This window comes from Thalassolituus sp. UBA2009 (genome assembly GCF_002335285.1).
GTDB lineage: Bacteria > Pseudomonadota > Gammaproteobacteria > Pseudomonadales > Oceanobacteraceae > Venatoribacter > Venatoribacter alkanivorans.
The window spans coordinates 1-1,193 of record NZ_DDCJ01000020.1; the positions used below are offsets into that span (position 1 = coordinate 1).

The 1,193-nt window shown below is 52.0% G+C and carries 2 protein-coding genes; both read left to right on the forward strand.

Features of this window, described 5'->3' with window-relative positions; genetic code table 11:
* Positions 1 to 427: aminotransferase class III-fold pyridoxal phosphate-dependent enzyme (locus B3P58_RS02020; protein WP_286715729.1), on the forward strand; the 427-nt coding region annotated here is incomplete at its 5' end.
* Positions 428 to 539: 112 nt separating this feature from the next.
* Positions 540 to 1,043 (forward strand): hypothetical protein, encoded by a 504-nt coding sequence (locus tag B3P58_RS02025; RefSeq protein ID WP_286715731.1) that lies wholly within the window; start codon positions 540 to 542, stop codon positions 1,041 to 1,043.
* The last annotated feature ends 150 nt before the right edge of the window (positions 1,044 to 1,193 follow it).

The following is a 1,193-nucleotide window of genomic DNA, read 5'->3' on the forward strand; positions in this document are numbered from 1 at the left end:
GGCGTCAACGCTTACTACCTCACAGGTTGCGGAATCCATCAGCACTGGTGAGTCTGGGTGTTTTTTTCACGGCCCGACTTTTATGGGCAATCCGCTGGCTTGCCGGGTGGCCTGTGAAAGTATCGATTTGCTGCTGGAAAACGACTGGGCGGCGCAGGTCGCGCGTCTGGAGCAGGGACTGCTGTCGGGATTAATGCCGGCACGTCAGTTACCGGGAGTTGCTGATGTCCGTGTGTTGGGTGCTATTGGCGTGATTGAAATGCAGCAGCCGGTGAACATGGCGCAACTGCAGCCAGCCTGCGTGGAACGCGGTATCTGGGTGCGGCCATTTGGTAATCTGCTGTATGTGATGCCGCCTTTTGTGATGGATGATAACGACCTTGCGCACTTAACTTCTGGAATGCTTGCAGCGCTTGCAGCCCTGTAGCTGCCCTGTAGTTGTACTTCAGCTGTGCTTTGGCTGTAAAAAAAGAAGGAACCGTGCAGGGATGAGGCAGTCTCAGACAGACGTATTTTTAACGCTGTCACGGGACCGACTTATGCTGAATTCGTTACTGAATCCATCGGGAAACACTGCCCAACCTTTGCTTCATCAATACAAAACCGGCGTCGCTTTATTATTTTCCGGTGTATTCCATCTGCTGGCTTTATTGTTGGTGGGATTATCGTTTTCGACGTTTTTTAACGGATTATTCAGCAGTGATGGCGATATGGTCACGCTGGTGATTAAGGCGATTAATACGCTTGTTATCGCGCTGGCAATGTATGAGCTGGGGTTGGGGGTTGGTAAGGAATACGCGGCGGAAGAAGCCGGGGAAAATATTTTCCAGAATATCCGCCGCACCATCACCCGTTTTGTCGGCACCGTGTGTATTGCTCTGGTGCTGGAAGCACTGATTATGATTATTAAATACAGCCAGCTCGATCTGGCCGGTAACCTGTATTATCCGGTGGCGATTCTTGTTGCCTGTGCCTTTTTATTGCTGGCGCTGGGCGCCTTCCTGGCGCTGACGCGCCAGGTGTGTGACATTGCCGCCGATTGATTATTCAGAGACGCCTTTGTTTTTATCGTCACCATTAAGGGGCCATAACGGCTCTTTGGTTTTGCGTGCCTGGCTTTGTGATACTCCGGCAGTTAATGCAAAGCGCATGGCATCTTCAAACGACCAGTCGAGCATCGTCAGGCGGGCGCG